This is a genomic window from Phenylobacterium sp. (assembly GCF_004297125.1).
Lineage (GTDB): Bacteria > Pseudomonadota > Alphaproteobacteria > Caulobacterales > Caulobacteraceae > Phenylobacterium.
Window position 1 is genome coordinate 58,476 of sequence record NZ_SCVD01000038.1, and the last position, 18,033, is coordinate 76,508.

The window sequence follows — 18,033 nt, forward strand, 5'->3', positions numbered from 1 at the left end:
AAACATTCTGGCTCTGACTAAAGGTTTTGCTTAGTAGGGAGGGATGGTTGCGCCCACCTATCTCCGTTCGCTCCAGGCGCTGGAGCTGGCCGTGCGCGAAGGCTCGTTCGGCGCCGCCTCCACCGCCCTCGGGATCACCCCGGCCGCCGTCGGCCAGCGGGTGAAGGCGCTTGAGGACTACCTCGGCATCGAACTGCTGATCCGTGGGCGCGCCGGGATCCGGCCCGCGCCCGGCCTCCTGCCGGCGCTGCCGCACCTGCGCCAGGCGTTCCAGGAACTGGACGCGGCCGCGCGTGAGTTGGAACTCCAGCGCGGCCACGAGATCCACGTCGCGGCCGCCTCCGACTTCGTCGAGCTCTGGCTGGCCCCGCGCCTCGATCGCTTCCGCGCCGCCCATCCCAACGTGCGCTTCTGCATCAACGGCGAAGGCGACGCGCCGCGGCGGCTGGGACGGGTCGATTGCGAGATCAGCTACGGCCCGCCGCGCGAGGACAGGCAGTACGACCTCCTGTTCCGCGACTATGTCCTGCCGGTGGCCTCGCCGGAGAACGTGCGCCGCACCGCCCAGGCGGGGGCCAACCCCCGGCTCGAGGGCTTTCCGCTGGTGCATCTGGACTTCTACAAGGACGATCCCGCCGGCCTCTCATGGCCGGAGTGGGTGGCGGCCAACGGCGTGCAGCGCAGCGCGCCCGAGCGCGGCATGCGCTTCCAGCGCATCACCGCCGCCCTCGACGCCGTCGCGGCGAACGCGGGCGTCAGCCTGTGCGGCCTGGCCCTGATCAGCGAGCGCCTCGAAGGCGGAGAGATCGCCTTGCCATATCCCATCGCCACGGGCCGCTGGAGCGACCACGGCTTCTTCGCCCGCTTCCGCCCCGACATGGAGGGCCGCCGCCACATCCAGCGCTTCCGCGACTGGCTCGTCGAGGAAAGCCGCCAGACGGCGTCGTGGCTGGCCGAGGCCGCGACCGGCGGGCGCTACTTCACCAGCGCGTCGTAGATCCAGGTGCGGTTCTTCCGCTGGTATTCCATGGCCAGTTCGCGGGCCTGCACCATGAACACCATGAAGACGTCGTTCTTCGGGTCGACCCAGAACTCGGTCCCGGCGATGCCCCACCACGAGAACGTGCCGTTCCCCGGCCGCTGCAGGGTGTCGTCGTTGACCAGGCTGAAGCCCAGGCCGAAGCCCATGCCGGGGCCCGGGAAGAACAGGCCGGCCTTGCGGATCTCCGGCGTGGTCTCGTCCTGCCGCATCCGCGCCAGGGTCTCCTTCTTCAGGATCCGCACGCCCTTGTACTCGCCGTCCCCGGCCAGCATCAGCACGAAGCGCAGGTAATCCTCGGTCGTGGACGACAGCCCGCCCCCGGCCGACAGGAACGGCGTCGGCTTGGCGTAGTCGTAGTAGACGCCCGCGTCGCCCTTCGCCGGCTCGGCGAACCGCGCGCGCTTGGCCTCCGGCTGGAAGAAGGCGGTGTCGGTCATGCCCAGGGGGCCGGTCACGCGCTCCTTGACCAGCACGTCCAGCGGCTTCTTGCCGGCGACCTCCACCACCGCGCCCAGCACGTCGGTCGAGCGCGAATAGTTCCAGGCGGTCCCGGGCTCGTTCTTCAGCGGCAGCTTGGCGATGACCTTGGCGTATTCGCGCGCCGTCAGGTCGTTGCGGTTCTCGCCGCCCGCCGCCCAGGCCTTGGCGATCGGCGCCGTGGGCGTGATGAAGCCGTAGATCAGCCCCGAGGTGTGGCTCATCAGGTGGCGCACCAGCATCGGCTTGGCGGCTGGGACGCTCGATCCATCCGCCTGCCAGACGCTGAGGTTCGCGTACTCCGGCAGGTACTTCGAGACCGGCGCGTCGACGTCCAGCTTGCCCTCTTCGACGAGGGTCATGGCCACCACCGACACCACCGGCTTGGTCATGGAGAAGATGCGGAAGATGGTCTCGTCGCTGACCGGCGCCGCCTGGCCCGGTCCCTGGACGCCGAAGCCTTCCTGGAACGCCACCTTGCCGTGGCGGCCGACCAGAAGGTAGGCGCCGGCGATCTTGCCGCTCGCCACGTCGGCCTTCAGCGCCGCGCGCGCCACGTCCAGCTTCGCCGGATCGAACCCCAGCGCCGCCGCGTCGCCGCGGACGATGGACGAGGTCTTCGGATCAACGGTCTTCGCCTCGGCCGTGACGGCAAAGGCCAACCCCACCGCCACGGCGACGGCCGCGCTCCGCGCGCTCAGAAACCTGTTCAGCATGAGACGTCCCTCCCGCCGCAATTGATGACGTCGTTTGCCCCCCTCTGCAAATCCGCAGACCCGCGCGGCGAACACGGACATTCCCCGCGCCGCGCCGTCGCGCTTAGCTGGCGGCCATGACCGAGCGCCTTCACCACATGGCCTTCCGCTGCCGCGACAGCGAGGAAACCCGCATCTTCTACGAGGAGGTGATCGGCCTGCCGCTGGCCGCCGCCATGCCCATCGAGGCGTCCGCCACCGGCCGGGCGGTGCGGGTGATGCACACCTTCTTCCAGCTCAAGGACGGCAGCTACGTCGCCTTCTTCGAGGTCCCCGGCGCGCCGTTCGAGTTCAAGGCGCAGCACGACTTCGACCTCCACATGGCCCTGGAGGCCGACGCCGAGGACGTGGAGCGCGCCACGGCCGCCGCCAGGGCCCGCGGCATCGAGGTGCGCGGCCCCTCCGAGCACGGCTTCATCCGCTCCACCTATTTCCGCGACCCCAACGGCTATGTGGTCGAGCTGGCGCTGAAGACCCCTATCCACGACAGCTTCGACGCCGAGGCCCCCAAGGCCGCCCACGCCATCCTCGCCGCCTGGCGCGCCCGCAACGCCGAGCTCGCCGCGGCGACCGAGGGCGCATGACCCGCAGCCCCGCGCGCCGCGCCGCCTACCGCCGGGAGGCCGACCTCGCCCGCGCCGCCTTCGCCGCCGGCGATCTGGACGCCGCCTTCGCCCGGCTGGAACGCGCCCACGTCCTGGGCCAGCCCTGGGCCGGGCCGCATAGCTGGACGCACTGGATGATGCTGCGCATCGGCTGGCGCCGCCGCGACGGGCGCGAGGTCCGCGGTCAGGTCCTGCGCCTGGCGGCCGGCGGCGTGCTCTCCTGGCTGGGTCGGGCGCCGACCGGTAACACCGGCGGCGCGAACGTCCACCCCGAACGCCCCATGCCCCCGCCCGCCGACCTCGCCCCGCTCGTGTGACGGCTTGCCCGCGCCGCCCCGCCGTGGTCCGTTTCGGGCCGGGGAGGGCGCAGATGCGGGAACCGACGGTCACCTGGCGCAGGCGCAATTTCCTGCGGGCTCTGCCGGGCCGTCTGCGCGTGGCCCTGGCGATCCTTGTCGTGCCGCTGGTCATCGCCGGCGTCGTCTGGTTCTTCGTGGCCGGCGGCGGGCTCGTCCCCAGCGCCGCCGACGTCCAGGGCGAACCCGTCCGCACCGCGACCGCCGACGGCGACCGCGTCTTCCTGATGACCAGCCAGTGGCGGACCTACCGCACGCGGGGCACGCGCACGGGCACGTCCTACACGAAGCTCCTCGTCGACGTCTGGGGCTTCGACGCCGCCACCGCCAGGCCGGTCTGGCGCCAAAGGATCGCCGACGACCGCGGCGGCGTGAACATGGGCCGCAAGATCCTGGGCGTGCAGGGCGGCGTCCTCTGGCTGCTGGACGGCAAGGGCTTGCTGGGCCTCTCGCCCAGGGACGGCGCCGAGGTCGCCGACAACGCGACCCTGGAGGCCGCCAATCCCGCCCTGCGCGGCGTCATGCCGATCGAGGACCGCTACTATCGCTTCGACCCCCAGGGGCTGTCGTTCACCGCCGCCGACGGCCGCGACTGGCGGCTGACGGGGCAGGGGTCCGCCACCGTGCCGGACGGCCCGCGCCTCGACCTCGACGCCCAGCGGGCGCCGGCCCGGCCGGGGATCTCGATCCCCGCCAACACCGCCGGCGGCATCGGCACGTGGGCCTTCTACACGCGCGGCCTCAACATCAATGGCAAGATGTGGCTGGGCCTCCTGGCCGAGCCCGAGGTGGCCGCCTTCCGGGAGCAGGGCGTGATCGGCGGCGTCGATCCCGCCCGCTATCCCCGCGCTCGCGTCTGGTCGGCCCGCATCGGCAGCAAGCCCACCTTCTTCGGCCCCAAGGCCACCTTCACCGACTTCAAGCCGCTGCCCGAGGGCCCGGAGTTCCTCACCGCCGGCCTGCTGGAGGACAACCGCTGCTGCCATCGGACGCCCATCCTGCTGTTCAAGCCCGACAGCGTCCTGGTCCTGCACCGCGACCGCCTGGGCGCGGCCGGGCGCCTCAAGCTGACCCGCGTCTCCGGCCCCCTGGGCAGGCCGTTGTGGACGGTAGAGCTGCCGGCCACCGAGCTGGAGGCCGTCATGCCCGGCGAGACCTCGCTGGTCCTGCTGGGCCGCCGCGACGAGCCGCCACTGTTCCCCCGCCGCGATTCCCGCCCCGAGAGCATCGACCAGCTCGTCTCGATCGACCTCAGGACCGGCGCCCTGGGCGCCTACGGCTTCCGCATCCGGCCCACGGCGTCGCACGACCTGCCGGCGTCGTCCACAAACCCGTGATACGCGATTTTCCACCTGGGCGGCCGCGCCGCATGGCGGGCGGCTTCGCCGACGTGTAGCTTGCGCGTCCCCCAACCTGCCTCCGAAGCCCCTTGTCCGACCCGCCGTTCGATCCCTTGGCCGGCCTCGCCGACGCCCAGACGGCTTCCCGGCCGCCGGCGGCCTCCGGCGTGTTCACCGCCCTGGCCCAGGCGCCGCTGGGCGTGGCCATCTTCGATCGCCAGATGCGCTACCTGGCCGCCTCCAGCCGGTTCCTTACCGACCAGGGCCTGCCGGGCGACACTCCGCTGGTCGGCCGCCTGCACTACGAGGTCTTTCCGGAGGTCCCCCAGCGCTGGCGCGACCTGCACGCCCGGGCGCTCGCCGACGGCGAGGAGTTCAGCCACGAGGCCGATCCCTTCGTGGGCAAGGACGGTGCGGTCGACTGGATCCGCTGGTCGCTGAAGCCCTGGCGCGCCGACGACGGCCAGATCGGCGGCCTGGTGCTCTACACCGAGATCGTCACGCCGGGCGTCGAGGCCCGCCAGAGGCTCGAGGCCGCCGAGGCCCGCTATCGCGCCGTCTTCGACCAGGCCGCCGTCGGCGTCGCGCGGGTGGCGCCCTCCGGCCGGTTCCTGGAGGTCAACGACCGCTTCTGCGCCATCACCCAGTACGCACGCGGCGAACTGCTGGCCCGCAGCTTCCCGGACATCACCCACGACGACGATCGCGCGTCCGACGCCGTCAGGGCCCAGGCCCTGCTGGCTGGCGAGGTCGACGCCTACTTCCGCGAGAAGCGCTATGTCAGCAAACCCGGGGAGGTGGTCTGGGTGAACCTGACGGTCTCGCTGGTCCGCAACGGCCGCGGCGAGCCCGACTACTTCGTCACCGTCATCGAGGACATCACCGCCCGCAAGCAGGCCGAGGCCGAGCAGCAGCGCTACCAGGCCCAGCTCCGCCTGATGATCAACGAGCTGAACCATCGGGTGAAGAACACCCTGGCCACCGTCCAGTCGATGGCCGCCCAGGCCCTGCGCGGCGAGACCGATCCGGCCAAGGCCTACGACCGGTTCGAATCGCGGCTGATGGGCCTGGCCGAGGTGCATGACGTGCTCACCCGCGAGAGCTGGCACGGCGCGGACCTGCAGGAGGTCGCCGAGCGGGCGCTGCACCCCTTCGCCGCCGGCGCCTCGGGCCAGATGCGCCTGGAGGGGACGGCGGTCTGGCTCCAGCCGCGCGCGGCCTTGACCATGGCCCTGGTGCTGCACGAGCTGGCCACCAACGCCGTCAAGTACGGGGCGCTGTCCGTCGAAGGCGGGCGCATCACCCTGTCCTGGACCTTCGATCCGACCGCCGAGCGCCTGCGCCTCACCTGGTCCGAGGCCGGCGGCCCGCCCGTGGCCCAGCCGACCCGCCGCGGCTTCGGCTCCCGCCTGATCGAGCGCGCCCTGCGCGGCGACCTCCAGGGCTCGGTCGCCATGACCTACGCCCCCACCGGCCTCGTCTGCCTGATGGAAGCCCAGCTTCCCCGGCGCGAAGGCATGCTGAACCTGCTGGACGGGATCTAGGGACGGGCGGGGCGCCCCCTTGCCCGTGACGTGGCGTCAGCGCCTAACCTTCCGCCAAACCAGAACGGGAGGAACAGGCCATGAAGGACTTCGCGGGCAAATTCGCGGTGGTGACCGGCGGCGGCACGGGCATGGGGCGCGAACTCGCCCGCCAGCTCATCGCCGAGGGTTGCAGCGTGGCCATGTGCGACGTCTCCGACCGCAACATGCAGGAGACCATCGCACTCTGCACGTCCGACGGCATACCCCAGGGCGCCCGGATCACCGCCCATGTGGCCGACGTCTCCGACGAGGCGGCCCTGATCCGCTTCCGCGACGAGGCGATGGCGGCGCATGAGGCCGACAAACTGAACCTGCTGTTCAACAACGCCGGCATCGGCGGCGGCGGCTCCATGGTGGTCGACGACCGCGCCGAGTGGGAGCGCACGTTCAACGTCTGCTGGGGCGGGGTCTACCTGGGCGTCCGCACCTTCCTGCCGGCCCTGATGGCCGCCGACGAGGCGCACATCGTCAACACCTCCTCGGTCAACGGCTTCTGGGCCAGCCTGGGCCCGCACGTCTCCCACACCGCCTACGCCGCGGCGAAGTTCGCGGTGAAGGGCTTCACCGAGGCCCTGGTCACCGACCTGCGGCTCAACGCCCCGCACGTGAAGTGCTCGGTCGTCATGCCCGGCCACATCGGCACCGCCATCGCCGGCAACAGCCGCAAGGTGATCCGCGGGACCGAGGAAGACACGCTGACTCCCGACGAACTGGTCCGCGCGCGCCAGCGCATCGGCCGCATGGGCCTGGACGCCGATCAGCTCACCGACGACGCCATCCAGGCCATGGTGGCCGAACAGGCCCGCCGCTTCCTCGAGGACGCCCCGATGACCGCCGCCGCGGCCGCCACCGTCATCCTCGACGGCGTGAAGGCCGAGCGCTGGCGCATCCTGGTCGGCGACGACGCCCACAAGATGGACGCCCTGGTCCGCGCCGACCCCGAACAGGTCTACGAGCCCGCCTTCTTCGCGGTCCTGGCCAAGGAAGTCGGCTGGCAGCTCAACGGCATCGCCGCCAACACGCGGGACTAGATGGGGTAACGGGCCGGCCCGTTACCCCATCTAGAAGGTCAGGCGGACATCCACGCGCACCCGTTGGTCCGTCACGCCGTCGCCGAACTGTCCCCCGTAGGTGACGCTCGCCGTGCCGCCGCGCCCGAAGGCGAAGTCGGCCCCGGCTTCCAGAACGGCCGCGTCGCGGGCGAGCGAGGCGCCCTCGACGCCGAACGCGGCTCCGCCGGCGAACCGGTGGGTCGACGCCGGAACGACGTCGCCGAAGGCGTGGCGCCAGCCCAGCAGGCCGCGCAGGGTGGCGCGGGCCGGGCCGACGTCGACCGCCGTCGTCGGCCGCACGCCCAGGGTGGCGATCGTGGTCCGCATCGTCTCCGCTTCGGCCGTCAGCGCCGTGGCGCCGCCCGTCTCGGCGAAGCCGTCGGTGCGGAGGCGCACGTGGGCGAGGTTGGCGAACGGTTCCAGGCTCATGCCGCCGCTCCCGAAGCGATAGCCCAGCTCGCCGAAGGCCTGCAGGGCGCCCGCGTCGTAGTCGGCGTCCAGCCGTTCCGAGATCGCCGCGACGGCGACGGAGCGCCGCGCTGAGACCTCGTGCCGGGTATAGCCGCCGCCCAGCTTCAGGCTGAGGCGATCCCAGGCCCGGCCGCCATAGGCGCCCAGGTGATAGTCGTCGCTGTCGCCGGAGGCGCGGCGCGCATCGATGTCCCAGTTGGAGCGGCTGTAGCCCGCGAACCCGCCGATCCGCCATCCGCCCAGCGGAAGGTCCAGCCCGGTCAGGAATCCGGCGGAGTCGTGGTCGACCCCCGCCGTCCCGGCGTCGCCGTCGAACTTGCCCCAGCCGCCCAGCGCCTGGGCCCAGCCGGCGGCGCGGTCGGACACATCTGAACAGCCCACGTCTCGGGCCTGTCCCTCGCGCAGGCCGCAGGCGGCGTCCTGCAGCCGCGCCAGGGCGGCCTCGCGCACCGCGGCGCTCTGCGCGATCATCACCGCCTTGGCCGAGGCGTTGGGCTCGCCCGAGATCTGGTCGAAGGCCGCCTGGGCGCTGGCGTCGGTGGGCAGGCCCACCAGGGTTCCGCGCACCGGATTGCTGGCCGGCAGGCTGTCGGCGCCCCCGCCGGCGGCCACCTGGTTGGGGGTCGCACCGGCGTCCTCCAGCGCCCGCACCTGCGCCACCGTCAGGTAGACGTTGCGGGCGTCGTAGCTGTCGCGCAGGCCGAGGAAGGCCGAGATCGGTCCGAGGTCGCCGGTCAGGCTGTAGGTCCCGGTGACCCCGCCCTCGGCGTGCAGCACGGTGAAGACGTCTCCCAGGCTGTAGGGGGCCGACCCCACCCGCGAGACGTCCAGGACCGCGCCGCCGGCGAGGGTCGCCGAACCCGTCACCGCGAGGCGGTCGGAGGCGCCCGCGGCCGTGTCGAGCTGGACCCGATAGACCGACCCCGCCGCCTGGCTGAGCGAGCCGTTGAGCGTCAGGACGCCGAGCTTGTCGCCGCCCGGCGCGATGGCGGCCCCGGCGTCGAGCGCCGCCGCGCCCACCGCGCCCGAACCGCTCAGGGTCGCGCCCTTGCGCACCGTCACCGCCGAGCCGCCCAGCGAGCCGTCCACGGCCAGCACCCCGGCTTCCACCGTCGTCGGCCCCGTCAGGGTCGCCGCGCCGGTGTAGGTCAGGCGCCCCGCGCCGCGCTTCATGAAGGTGCCGGCCCCCTCGATGGCGTTGGCGAACGTGGCGTCCGTCGCCTGGTCGAGGATCAGCGCCGCATTGTCGACGATGGCGCCGGCGCCGAAGCTCGCCGCCCCGCCTACCAGCACGCCGCCCTGGATCACCGTGCCGCCGGCGTAGGTGTTCGCCGCGGTGAGCACCAGCGTGCCAGCGTCGGTCTTCACCAGGCGAGCGTCGCCCGTCAGCTGCGCGTCCACCGTCGCGGTGAACGCCGCGCCGGCCGTCGTCCCGTCCCCGACCCGAAGGGTGGCGTCCGGCCCGGTGAGCGTCAGCGCCCCGCCGCCGATCCGATAGCCGTCGGCGGCGAACTGCAGGCCCGACGCGGATACCGCCCCCTGGCTGTTGTCCACGGTCACCACCCCGCCTTGTCCGGCGAAGATCGCGAAACCGCCGTTGGCGTAGGCGCCGTTGATCGCGGCGGCCGTATCGGTCCAGCCCTGGTCCCCGGCCGCCCGCCACGTCCCGCTTCCGCCGCTGATGGACCCGTCCGCGCCCTGGCCGCCGCCGTCCCAGAAGTTGAAGGTCGGAGGCGGAGGCGGGGGCGGGGGCGGATCGCCGCCGCCCGGTCCGCCGCCGCCGGGCGGCGGCGCGGCGGCGACCAGGTTCACCTGGCCCGCGATCGACGTCTGGATCGTGTTCGTGAAACCGCCCGGCAAGGTCCCGAGGTCAAGGCCGTTGTCGGTCAGTGTCCCAGTGTAGTTGATCAGCCGGTAGACGCCCGGCCCGAAGATCCCCCCCGCCGACTGAGTGACGTTGAGGGTCCCGTCCAGGGTCAGGTTGCCGTTGACCACCAGCAGGTCGTTGAGGCCGCCACCCACCGTTCCGGCCTGGCCCAGGCGATAGCGCAGGGTCGCGGTCGAGTTGAGGGTCAGATTGCTGTTGAAGGTCAGCGTGCCCGGGTTGGTGAGGCCGCCGGGCGCGAGGGTTCCGCTGACCGCGCCGCCGCGGGAGGATCCGGTTCCGCCGAAGGTTCCGTTGGCGCCGACGACCAGCGCCGAGCCCCCGCCGACGATGGAGCCGTTGAGCAGCAGCGTGCCGGCCTGGACGTTCGTGACGAAGCCATAGGTGTTCGCACCGTTCAGGATGAGCGTGCCGAGATCGGTCTTAGTCAGGCCCGCCGAGGCGGAGCCGACGATCGGCGTGTCGATGATGGCGACATAGTCCTTGCCATCGGCCGTACCGTCGCCGACGCGGAAGATGTTGCCGCCGCCCGCGATCGTGATCGCACCGCCCGTGAGGCGATAGCCGTCCACCGCGAACTGCATGGCGTCCACGGCGACGGCCCCGACGTTCACCGTGCCCGGCGCCGCGGCGAAGATCACCAGGGAGTCGGGCGTGTAGGTGGTGTTCGGCGTGCCGGTTTCGGTCGTCCAGTTGGTGCTGGCGGACGTCCAGGTCCCGGCGCCGCCGTCGACGCGGCTGTTGCCGGAATTGCCGCCGGCGTCGCCGTCCCAGAAGTTGACTGGCAGGCCGGCGGTGTTGACCAGGTTTACCTGCCCTGCGATCGCGGTCTGTACGGTCACCGTGGAGCCGGGCGGTGTGGCGCCGACCGTCAGCCCGTTGTCGGTCAGGGCGCCGCCGTAGTTGATCACCCGATAGAGGCCGGCGTCGAACACGCCGCCGGCGGTCACCGAGACGTCGATCGTCCCGTCCAGCGTCAGCGCCCCGCCCACCTTCACCAGGTCGTTCATCGGCCCGCCGACCACGTTCGAAAGGCCGAACTCGAAGTCCAGAACCGACGCGGACGCGAGGGTGAGATTGCCGTTGATGGTCAGGGTTCCCGGGCTGTTGCCGGGCGCCAGGACGCCGTTCGAGACGGCGACGTTCCCCCCGATCGTGCCCGAGCCGCCCAGCACGCCGCCGCCGTTCACCGCGACCGAACTGGTCGCGCCGCCCAGGGTCCCGTCCACGTGCAGCGCGCCCCCGGAGACGGTGGTGGTCCCGGTGAAGGCGGCGCTGTTCCCGGTCAGGTGGGTGACGCCCGCCACCTGGTTGATCGCCCCCGCGCCGGTGATCACCGGGCTGAACGCGTAGTTCGTGCCGGTGTGGTTGAAGTTCAGCCGCCCGGTCCCGGGGCCGAAGGCCAGGGTGGCGGTGCTGAGCGAGCCGGCCGCCGCGGCCGCCTGCGCCTCGGCCCCGCCGATACTGACCACGCCGGTGCGCCCGGCGGCGGAGCCCAGGGTGACCAGGCCGCCGACGTTCAGCACGCCGCCGTCGGTCAAGGTGGCGGAGCTCGTGGCGGCGGCGCCGAGAGTGAAGGCGCCGGTCGATGTGACGCTGGACCCTGGGCCCGACACTCGAAGGGCCGCCGTTCCATTCGAACCGCCCACGGTGAGGCTCGAGGCGGTGACCCCGCCCCCGGCGAGGACGTCGAGGGTTCCCTGGCTGAGCACCAGCGACGGGGCCGTGAGGCTGGAGCCGACGCCGGAAACCAGGACGCTGGGCGCTACCACCGTCTGGAGTTGCGTCGCGCTGCCGATCCGCATCGTGGCCCCGCCCGTCAGGGCGCCGCCGTTCAGGATATTCACCGAGGCCGTGGCGGGAAACGCGGTGCCGATCCCGAGCTGTCCGTCGATGTCCATCAATGAGCCGGCGCCGGTGATCGTCACATTCACCTGAGAGCCCGCGATCAGGCCGAGACCTTGGACGGTGGTGCCGGTGTAGGTGGAGTGGAATACGCCGCCATTTTCGATCTGGACCGTCTCCGTCCCGGCGGTCGCGCCGAAGCGGAATTGACCCGCCGTCAGCCGGCTTCCGGCGCCGCTCACCCACAGGGTGGAAGCCCCGGAGAACTGCGTGAGTCCCGCCGCCGTCAGCGTCACGCCGCTGTTCAGGCGCAGCGTGCTGTCCGTGACGTTGAGGTCGCTCCCAAGCGCGTTCGATCCGGCGAGCAGGGCCTGGCCGCTGCCGGTCAGGCTGAGGGCGCCCGGACTGTTGAACCGGCCGTTGTTCAGCTGGAACGCGCCCAGATTGAGCGTCAACGGCTTCGTCAGGGCCGGGATCGTCGCGCTGTCGGCGATGGTGACGTTCCCCGTCAGGGTGATCGAAGGGGAGCCGGCGGGATCGGCGTTCGCCGCCGTGATCGCCGCCTTGAACGAGGCCTCGTCGCTGGCGGGATGGTCCGCCGCCCAGGCCGCCTGCGGGGCCAGCGCCACCGCGGCGAGGGCCAGGTAGGAGGCGCTGACCAGCAGCCCGGAGCCCGAACGCGACGGACGGCGAACACGAACCCTGTACGACATGACGACCCTACTCGTTACTGCACTGGCGCCGCGGCCGGCTTCGGCCCCGACCGTGGCGAGATACGCGTCGACGGGTGAACCTACTACTAATGCGGGTGTTTCGTTACAGTTGTTTACAATCCTGCGTCGTAATCGGGCAGCCCGGCGACGGGGCCGCTCCACCCAAACCGCATCTTAGGATTTCGGTGTTCTGATCGCCCCGCCTCGAAATTCCGATCCGGGGGGATCAACCCATGCCCGACCTCCACCGCCGCCGCCTGGTCTCGTTCCTGGGCGCGGGACTCTGCCTCGCCGTCCCGGCCGTCGCGCTCGCCGAGGGCGGGCCCGAGCACGCCGAGCCGGCCCCCCGGCCGCGCCCCAAGCCCAAGGCCAAGCCGGCGCACGCCGCCGCCACGCCTGCGGCCGATCCGCACGCCGCCGCGGCCCCCGCCGGCCACGCCGCCCAACCCGCGGTCCCGCCGGAGGAGGCGCTGGCCCGGCTGATGAACGGCAACGCCCGCTACGTCGACGGCTATTCCGTCCACCCGCACGGCGACGCCCCGCGCCGCCTGCAGGTCTCCGCCGGCCAGAGCCCGTTCGCCGTCGTCCTGGCCTGCGCCGACAGCCGCGTGGCGCCCGAGCTGATCTTCGACCAGGGCCTGGGCGACCTGTTCGTCATCCGCGTGGCCGGCAATGTCGTCGACGACGCGGTCCTGGCCTCGATCGAATACGCCGTCATCCACCTGGGCTCGACCCTGGTCATGACCCTGGGCCACGAGCGCTGCGGCGCGGTGAAGGCCACCATCGAGGCCCTGGCCGGCCGCGGCTCGCCCGACGACGCCGGCACCCGCATCGGCGCCCTGGCCGCCCTGATCACCCCGGCCGTCCGCGCCGTCCCCGCCGGGACCGCCGACACCCTGGACGCCGCCGTCAGTCTCAACGCCGCCCAGGCCGCCGCCGAGGTGTTCGCGGGCTCGCGTCCCCTGCGCACCCGCGTCCTCGCCGGCCAGCTCAAGATCGTCGCCGCCCGCTACGACCTGGACGACGGCCGCGTCACGCCGACGAAGACCCAGCAGGCCTAGCCGGCCCAGGCATAGACCATTCGTCCGATGCGCCGGGCCCGCTCGACCGCCAGACTGGCGTAAGTTGAGTTGATTCCGGGACTTGCCGTCCATGTCGGTCGAACCGAACGCCTACATCGCGGTGGACGTGGCCGCCGACGGCCACGCGACGCTCGACACCTTCACCGCCCCGGACGACATCGCCGCCCGCCGCCGCGCCCTGCGGGTCGCCGAGGGCGTCGTCCTGGCGCTCTGGCGCGACGGTGAGCTGCTGGGCCACTGGCGGCGCGAGGAGAGGGGCTTCACGCCCGCCGACGGACCCCCGCCGCCGGCCCGCCGCCGGTCCTCCTGAGGCCTCTGGACCCCGCCCCCCGAACGCCGACACCATGGCCGCCTCAGCCCGGGAGGTCCTTCGCCATGGCCAGGTTTGTCGCGTTCCGCGCCGACGGCAATCGCACCGTCTGCCTCAACGTCGAGCAGGTCACCCTCGTCACCATGCAGGGCGCCGAGGCCACCAAGATCTACGTGACCGGCGGCCAGCACGTGGTCGTCGACGAGCCCATCGCCACCGTCATGGTCGCCCTGACCGGCCGCGAGGGCTAGCCGTCCAACTACCGCGGGTTGGTTGCGCTCGGGTTGATGTTCTCGTTATGTTCCGGCTATGCCCGCCCCCCGACCCCCCGCGCCCGGATCGACCGCCCGTCCGATCCCCGCCGACGCGGCCACCGCCATCGGCGACTTCGCCCGCTATCCGGGCTGCCGCCTGCTGCTGGCCTGTTCCGCCTGTTCCTGGTCGCGCACCTACAACCCCGAGCGGGTCCTGCGCCGCCTGCACGAGCTCAGGACCGGCGGCCACGCCACCCGGCTCACCGACGTCGCCCGCCGCGTCGGCTGGAACTGCCCCGCCTGCGGCCGCGCGCGCTGGCGGATGCAGTTCGCCTGGCCCGCCACCCTGACCGAGAGCGAGGCCAGGCGCCTGGCCGCCCGCGCCCGCAACTAGGACGGCAGCCACTCGCCGGGCCCTCCGTCCTTCGTCGGCGTGTTGTCCTGCCCCTCTTCCGGATGCTCCCGGCGCAGCTCGCCGGTGCGGCTGTCGCGCAGATAGGCCACCACCTTCTTCGTCCCGTCCGGCTGCGCCTCGACCTTGAAGTGCCGCACCGAGAAGATCACCTCCTGCTGCTGCGGCCCCCCCGACCCGCCCCGGCCGCCGGCCGCCGGCCCCAGCTCCAGCGTCGCCTCCGCCTCCACCAGCCTGTGCCGCCCATACCGCGCCGGCGACAGCGTCCCCGCCGTCCAGCGCAGGTGCCTGAGCTTCACGTCCGTCGCGTAGGCGTCGTCCGGCGTCACCGCCGAAGCGATCTCCCAGCCCAGGTCGCAGAACCGCTCGGCCTGCACCTGCCTGGCCCGCGCCATCCGCTCGGCGAACTCGGGATACCTGGCCCGCCACAGCGCCACCGTCGACTGCGACGGCATCTCCGGGTCCTCGCAGATCGCGGTGATCGCCTCGCCCAGCGACAGCCGCGCGAACACCTCCATCGCCGTCGCCTCGCAGTACGACGAGCGCCGCCCGCCGCCCCGCTCGTGGTCCCACCCGCCCAGCGTCTTCGCCCGCGCCAGCGCCCGCCGGAACCGCCCATACGCCTTGGCCCACGCCGTCACCGTACCGCGGTTCGGCATCCCGTCCTCGGTACAGATCGCCGTCACCGTCTCCCCCGCCGCCACCCGCACGCAGATCTCCCGCCCGATCTCCTTCGAGAACCGCACCCGCGTCCGCTGCTGGCGCGACGGCGCCTCCACCACCTCACCCATGGGTCTGCCCCTCCGTCCCAACCGCCGGAATGTCCGGAAATGAAAAGGGCCCGGCGGCGACCCCAAACCGGAGCCACACGACCGAACCCTGCCTGAACCCTACCAAATTCCTGTGGAAATGTCAAGAACAAAAAGAGAACAAACCATCCCGCTCCTCCCCCGGCGCGCAGACGCCGGGGGAGGGGGACCGCGCCCCGCAGAGGGCGTGGTGGAGGGGGCGAGCCCCAGTCCCCGCATATCGATCGGCCGCCCAACTCGACAGCGCCGACGCCTGATCGCTATGGTTGCGCTTGGATATGGATGAGCCACCCAAGACATTCCCTGGCCCTGGCCAGCGACTGGAGGCGGCGGGCAGCGAAGAGCGCCTGCGCCGGATGCGGCGCCGGTTCGCCAGGCTCCACGACCAGATCGACCGCGCCACAGGTCACCGGCGGTGGATCCTCCCTCTCCTGTGCGTGGCGACGTTCCTGGCCGCGTTCGTGGGCGGACTACTGCTCCTCGCCTGACACGCCCCGGCCAGGTCTCTCGCTGGCGCCGCCCCGGCGCGCAACCCGCCTTAAGTCCACGGCAGCCCACAAGCGCCGCCGGTCGGACGGGTCAAGGATCGCGCGCTCGCGCGACCGCCTGCGGCTCGTCCTTGAGGCGTCCGAGGCACGGAGCAAGCTCGGGGGTGACTTAATGTTCCGGGCGTCCGTGTGGGGCGGGATAACCTGTCCCGAATTCCGTGAATTCAGTACCTCCCCAGAGCTGCAAATACATCTCAAAAGCGTCTCCCGTGGAGATTCAATCTTTTGTTGATTCACGGAGAGCGCTGAGAAGGTACCTGCGTATACTGACCAGGGGGCAAACTTGAGAACGATTCGGCACGAGCACGTGAGGCGGCCTCGCGGGAGCGGTCGGCGATTGCGGCATTCCTTCCGCAAGCGGCAGCACCTCGCTCGCGGCGTACCCCCTGCGCCAGTCCTAGCCCGCACGCCCAGGGCGCTGTCCGAAAATCAAGTGAGAGCTCGTGCCCGTCACGAGTCGTTGCGTGCCGGGTTGCCTAGGGCTCGGATTTCATCAGGCGCGCTTCGTATGCCGGGAACGCGACGGAAGCCGGCGATGCTACTCCACGCCCCGGCCATTCTCTCATTTGGAATGAACTATGACGAGATGCTCGGTTTTATTCGCGACTTCCAACACTACCGCTACACACCTGGCGCAACTGGTCACGGGGGCAATTTCGTCGTTGATCTGGCTGACGTTGAGGCAATCGACTTAGATGCGGCGCTTGTGTTGGTCGCCGAATATCATCGTGGGGTCGCTGATCGTCCCGGATATCGGCCGCCAATCGACGATGTAGGCTGGCCAGCTTGGGTTCGATGCTTATTGGAACAGCTTGGATTCTATGAGCTGGTTAAGCCATCGGCCCGGTCGAGCGACAGCTTGGACGATGTTGCTTTCGACCACCGGTTTGTCCCATTTGTCACGGCAAGAGACGTACAGGGCGTGCTCGTTGACGGCCTAATAGAGCGGCTCAAGGCCGCCGCCGGCGCCACCCCGAAGCGCATTGCAACTTATGGGGCGCTCCTCGAGGCCATCAAGAACGTAAAGAACCATGCCTATCCGCAAGATGCGGAGCCGCAGTTGCCTACGCGAGTGGAGCAGTGGTGGGGTGCGGGTGCGTATGTGCCCGAGGAACGAACATTGGCTTTTGCAATGTACGATCAGGGCGTCGGTATCCCTGCAACGCTACCGAAGCGCCCAATTTGGGAGGCCATTCGCAGGCTTTGTCCGCCTGAGTTCAACGACGCCGACGTGATTGGCGGCGCAATCGAGCTTGGCCGGACCTCGACAGGGAAGCTCGAGCGTGGCAACGGATTGTGGACAATCTGCAGCCTGGTAAGGGAACTTCCAGGGTCACATGTTCGTATCTTGAGCGGTCGCGGAGAATTGTCTTTCGCCAGCGACGGCACATATCAGAAGCAACTTCATGCTAAGCCTTTTTGTGGGACACTGATCGAATGGTCCCTGGTCTTACCCTTGGAAGGCCCGGTCGGAGTGCCGTCGTGACGCAGCTGCTCGTCGCTTCTGAGTTCTCCCCGTACCTCGGCGGTCGTGTCTACGACGACGGCCCGTTCAGCGGCCAGGAGTTCCGTGAGAAATTCCTGCGCCCGAGGCTACTCGCTGCCATTGAAGCGCAAGCTCCCCTGCATGTAGTATTTGATGGCGTGGCAGGTATGCCTACCTCATTTCTCGAAGAAGCATTTGGGGGCTTGCTAAGAACCACGCCTAATCTGAACCTGGAAAAGGTGCGTGGTTATCTGCGCTTGGAAGCCGAGGATCCGGAGCTTTGGCCATTCTTGAAACTGGCGGAGCAGTATATGTCGCAGCAGGCGGACCGGTCTCACTAGTTGGCCCTCCGACTCCAACATCGGAGTCGCTCAATACTATCGTAGAGTTGGCGGCTTCTCCGGCACCAACAAGTGCCCTCATGTGGTTTGCAGACAAGGTTTTGCCGTCGCTCATCACGGGCCTAATCATCGCAATAGTCGGCAGTTGGCTAATTGCGCGCGCGGTTGAGCGCTTTAGAGGACAGCGCGACTATTTAAATCGGGCCCTCGACGCAGTCCGAACGCAACTGTTGGCCCTTCAAAAGCTGGCGGGGCAATATTGGACCTCAAACTACAAGGAGGCCGAATCGACGGTTCAGGAAGCCGAAATCGAGTTTCTAATTCAGGATATTTCGTCTCTCTGCGCGGCGTGCGCGCCTCATCTTTGGAAGGGGAAGGACTCTGATGGTCCCGCTCTCGTCGCTTCCCTAGCGGCCGCGGTAACCGGGCCGACCTTCGGGCAGCGCAATCGACCAAAAGAACTGTGGAGAGCCAGGGAGGTGCAGGTAAAAGCTTCCCAGCTTATGCGCCGCTTGACGCATGATCGCACGCGCTACTTCGCAGATCGCACTTTGAAGCAGCAAATCGAGTCGGTGCGCTGGCTGTGGCCGTCAGCGTAAGTGGCACGCCTGCCCCCCACCACCCCCAGTTCCCCTTCCGTTCATCCCCCACCCGCACTACCCTC

General features: G+C 70.5%; 17 protein-coding genes. 14 read left to right on the forward strand and 3 right to left on the reverse strand.

Annotated elements, in window-relative coordinates:
• The first annotated feature begins 43 nt into the window (after positions 1-43).
• On the forward strand, positions 44-997 hold the full coding sequence (locus tag EPO51_RS24375) for a LysR substrate-binding domain-containing protein (RefSeq protein ID WP_293355989.1): 954 nt from the start codon (positions 44-46) through the stop codon (positions 995-997).
• Here the strand turns inward: EPO51_RS24375 and EPO51_RS24380 are convergent.
• Positions 976-2,235, reverse strand: coding sequence for a serine hydrolase domain-containing protein (locus EPO51_RS24380; RefSeq protein ID WP_293355992.1), 1,260 nt, complete (start codon positions 2,233-2,235; stop codon positions 976-978). The two genes, EPO51_RS24375 and EPO51_RS24380, sit on opposite strands and share 22 nt — an antisense overlap.
• A 116-nt stretch (positions 2,236-2,351) precedes the next feature.
• On the opposite strand from EPO51_RS24380, the gene EPO51_RS24385 reads away from it, so the two are divergent.
• The 5 genes from EPO51_RS24385 to EPO51_RS24405 all read left to right on the forward strand — a co-directional run bounded on the left by EPO51_RS24385 (position 2,352) and on the right by EPO51_RS24405 (position 7,192).
• A complete protein-coding gene (locus EPO51_RS24385; RefSeq protein WP_293355996.1) occupies positions 2,352-2,858 on the forward strand; it encodes a VOC family protein in 507 nt (168 codons plus the stop codon).
• The gene (locus EPO51_RS24390; protein ID WP_293355999.1) at positions 2,855-3,196 is read left to right on the forward strand and encodes a DUF3703 domain-containing protein; all 342 of its coding nucleotides are present in this window, start codon (positions 2,855-2,857) and stop codon (positions 3,194-3,196) included. The genes EPO51_RS24385 and EPO51_RS24390 overlap by 4 nt, the downstream gene beginning before the upstream one ends.
• 53 nt (positions 3,197-3,249) lie before the next feature.
• Positions 3,250-4,572 carry a PA2928 family protein gene (locus EPO51_RS24395; RefSeq protein WP_293356002.1) on the forward strand — a complete coding sequence of 441 codons (1,323 nt, stop codon included), beginning with the start codon at positions 3,250-3,252 and terminating at the stop codon, positions 4,570-4,572.
• Between the two features lie 92 nt (positions 4,573-4,664).
• Entirely contained in the window at positions 4,665-6,119 is a 1,455-nt protein-coding gene (locus EPO51_RS24400; RefSeq protein WP_293356005.1) for a sensor histidine kinase, read from the forward strand.
• A gap of 80 nt (positions 6,120-6,199) precedes the next feature.
• Entirely contained in the window at positions 6,200-7,192 is a 993-nt protein-coding gene (locus EPO51_RS24405) for an SDR family NAD(P)-dependent oxidoreductase (protein WP_293356008.1), read from the forward strand.
• A 30-nt stretch (positions 7,193-7,222) separates the two neighbouring features.
• Here EPO51_RS24405 and EPO51_RS24410 read toward each other — a convergent pair whose 3' ends face one another.
• The gene (locus tag EPO51_RS24410) at positions 7,223-12,127 is read right to left on the reverse strand and encodes an autotransporter domain-containing protein (RefSeq protein WP_293356011.1); all 4,905 of its coding nucleotides are present in this window, start codon (positions 12,125-12,127) and stop codon (positions 7,223-7,225) included.
• A gap of 233 nt (positions 12,128-12,360) precedes the next feature.
• On the opposite strand from EPO51_RS24410, the gene EPO51_RS24415 reads away from it, so the two are divergent.
• The 4 genes from EPO51_RS24415 (at position 12,361) to EPO51_RS24430 (ending at position 14,167) form a co-directional block, all read left to right on the forward strand.
• Positions 12,361-13,188, forward strand: a complete 828-nt coding sequence (locus EPO51_RS24415; protein WP_293356014.1) for a carbonic anhydrase — start codon at positions 12,361-12,363, stop codon at positions 13,186-13,188.
• A 91-nt stretch (positions 13,189-13,279) separates the two neighbouring features.
• Entirely contained in the window at positions 13,280-13,519 is a 240-nt protein-coding gene (locus EPO51_RS24420; RefSeq protein ID WP_293356017.1) for a hypothetical protein, read from the forward strand.
• 65 nt (positions 13,520-13,584) lie between these two features.
• Positions 13,585-13,770 carry a hypothetical protein gene (locus EPO51_RS24425; protein ID WP_293356020.1) on the forward strand — a complete coding sequence of 62 codons (186 nt, stop codon included), beginning with the start codon at positions 13,585-13,587 and terminating at the stop codon, positions 13,768-13,770.
• A 58-nt stretch (positions 13,771-13,828) separates the two neighbouring features.
• Entirely contained in the window at positions 13,829-14,167 is a 339-nt protein-coding gene (locus EPO51_RS24430; RefSeq protein WP_293356023.1) for a hypothetical protein, read from the forward strand.
• Here EPO51_RS24430 and EPO51_RS24435 read toward each other — a convergent pair.
• Positions 14,164-14,976: a terminase small subunit-like protein gene (locus EPO51_RS24435; protein WP_293356026.1), complete on the reverse strand. Its 813-nt coding sequence runs from the start codon at positions 14,974-14,976 to the stop codon at positions 14,164-14,166. The genes EPO51_RS24430 and EPO51_RS24435 overlap by 4 nt on opposite strands.
• A 374-nt stretch (positions 14,977-15,350) precedes the next feature.
• Between EPO51_RS24435 and EPO51_RS24440 the strand changes: the two genes are divergently transcribed.
• From EPO51_RS24440 to EPO51_RS24455, 4 genes are all read left to right on the forward strand, one after another.
• Entirely contained in the window at positions 15,351-15,482 is a 132-nt protein-coding gene (locus EPO51_RS24440) for a hypothetical protein (protein ID WP_293356029.1), read from the forward strand.
• A 595-nt stretch (positions 15,483-16,077) separates the two neighbouring features.
• On the forward strand, positions 16,078-17,028 hold the full coding sequence (locus EPO51_RS24445) for a hypothetical protein (protein WP_293356032.1): 951 nt from the start codon (positions 16,078-16,080) through the stop codon (positions 17,026-17,028).
• Complete coding sequence (locus tag EPO51_RS24450; protein ID WP_293356035.1) at positions 17,025-17,369, forward strand: STAS-like domain-containing protein; 345 nt, start codon at positions 17,025-17,027, stop codon at positions 17,367-17,369. Before EPO51_RS24445 ends, EPO51_RS24450 begins: the two co-directional genes overlap by 4 nt.
• 80 nt (positions 17,370-17,449) lie before the next feature.
• On the forward strand, positions 17,450-17,968 hold the full coding sequence (locus EPO51_RS24455; RefSeq protein ID WP_293356038.1) for a hypothetical protein: 519 nt from the start codon (positions 17,450-17,452) through the stop codon (positions 17,966-17,968).
• The last annotated feature ends 65 nt before the right edge of the window (positions 17,969-18,033 follow it).